At 42.6% G+C, this 2,035-nt stretch carries 3 protein-coding genes; all 3 read left to right on the forward strand.

Annotation, left to right across the window (positions count from 1 at the left end; all coding sequences use genetic code 11):
- Positions 1-132: thiamine phosphate synthase (locus KKH91_07980; protein MBU0952742.1), on the forward strand; the 132-nt coding region annotated here is incomplete at its 5' end.
- The gene (gene thiC / locus KKH91_07985) at positions 104-1,411 is read left to right on the forward strand and encodes a phosphomethylpyrimidine synthase ThiC (protein MBU0952743.1); all 1,308 of its coding nucleotides are present in this window, start codon (positions 104-106) and stop codon (positions 1,409-1,411) included. The genes KKH91_07980 and thiC, both read left to right, overlap by 29 nt.
- On the forward strand, positions 1,408-2,035 hold a 628-nt coding region (thrB, locus tag KKH91_07990; protein ID MBU0952744.1), incomplete at its 3' end, for a homoserine kinase. The genes thiC and thrB, both read left to right, overlap by 4 nt.

Genomic DNA, 2,035 nt, shown 5'->3' on the forward strand with positions numbered 1-2,035 from the left:
GCTCTCCGGGTGCTTGAAGAATACTCGAAGCTTTTTTCAGCATCTGCAGGATCCGAATTTAAGAAAATCAGGTTTAAATTATACACATTGGAGAAAAAAAGCTGTGACTTTAATCGACCTGGCAAAAAGTAATACCGCAGTCCAAGATATAAAAGAGATTGCAAAAAAAGAAAACGTTAGTATTAAACATATTACGGACGGTTTGATTGCCGGGTCTATTGTGATAACAAAGAACAATACACGTAAACCAAGCGCGCTATTTAAACTTTGTGCGATTGGTATAGGGTTAAAAACTAAAGTTAATGCAAATATCGGCACATCGCCTGATTGTATAGATTTTGATAAAGAACTTGAAAAACTTGAAGTTGCGATTAAAGCCAAAGCTGATACGGTAATGGATTTATCAACCGGCGGCAATTTGAGTAAAATCCGGCAGCAAATAATAAAGTATTCCACAATTCCGGTGGGCACAGTCCCGATATACCAGGCAGCCTGTGAAACGATTTTAAGGAAAAAAAGTGTTTCGCAAATGCCTGCGGAACAATTATTTTCGGTAATAGAAGAGCAGGTAGCTGACGGGGTAGATTTTATTACGGTTCATTGCGGAATTACCAAAAAAACAGTTGAGATTTTGAATAAACAGAAAAGAATCTGCGGTGTTGTATCCAGGGGCGGTGCATTCCTGGTAGAATGGATAACTGTGACAGGCAAAGAGAATCCGCTTTATGAATATTTTGACAGGCTGCTTGATATCGCATACAAATATGACGTAACTTTAAGCTTGGGGGATGGTTTACGCCCTGGTGCCACAGCTGACGCAGACGATGACGCTCAAATCGGAGAACTGACGGTTTTAGGCGAACTGGTAAAAGAAGCGCGCAAAAGAAATGTTCAGACAATTGTAGAAGGCCCGGGGCATATGCCCATTAACCATATTGCATCACATATTAAGCTGCAAAAACAATTGGCTTATAACGCGCCGTATTACGTTCTGGGCCCTTTAGTCACGGATGTGGCGCCGGGTTATGACCATATTACAGGGGCTATTGGCGGGGCGATTGCTTCAGCGGCCGGAGCGGATTATCTTTGTTACGTTACGCCGGCTGAACATATACACCTTCCTGACGCAAAGGATGTACATGACGGGGTAATTGCGTCGAGAATAGCGGCTCATGCCGGTGACATTGCAAAAGGAATCAGGGGAGCAAAAGAGTGGGATAACGAGTTTTCAAAAATGCGTAAAGATCTTGACTGGGCCCGGCAGGAAAAAAACGCTCTCGACCCGGATAAATTCAGAAGCGAAAGAAAAAAATCTAAGGCTCATGACAAAGATACCTGTACCATGTGCGGTTCATTCTGTGCCATGAGAGAAATGAATAAGGCCCTGCCGCCAAGGGTTGAAAAAGCATGAAGTTTAAAGTAAAAATTCCAGCAACTACAACAAATTTTGGCCCGGGTTTTGATGTTCTTGGAATGGCTTTAAACCTTTATAACGAAATCGAAGTAACTGAATCTAAAAATAAAAATTTGCTTTGCAGCATTGAAATAGCGGGTGAAGGTGAAAACTCACTGCCTAAAGACGACACAAACATAATCTGTAAAGCAATGAGCAGGGTTTTTAAAACCCTTTGTCTCCGGAAAATGCCGGCATTGCACTTGAAATTATTGAATCGTATTCCCTTAGCCAGCGGTCTAGGCAGCAGCGCAGCCGCTAGAGTCGGCGGTATGCTTGCGGCAAATTATCTTTGTGGAAATAAATTATCCAGGGACGAGATGCTGAAAATTGCGGCTGAACTGGAAGGCCACCCGGATAACGTGGCTCCTGCGATTTTCGGCGGGTTATGTATTTCTTATTCAATCGGCAAAGAAATAAAATGCGTTAAAATTGCGCCTCCTCAAAATCTTGATCAAATAGTTTGTGTTCCTGCTTTTGAACTGCCCACAGCAAAAGCCCGGCAGATACTTCCTAAACAGGTTTCAAGAGAGGCGGCTGTATATAATATTTCACGGACTGCGCTGATTATTAACGCTTTCA

The organism is Elusimicrobiota bacterium, from assembly GCA_018816525.1.
GTDB lineage: Bacteria > Elusimicrobiota > Endomicrobiia > CG1-02-37-114 > XYA2-FULL-39-19 > OXYB2-FULL-48-7.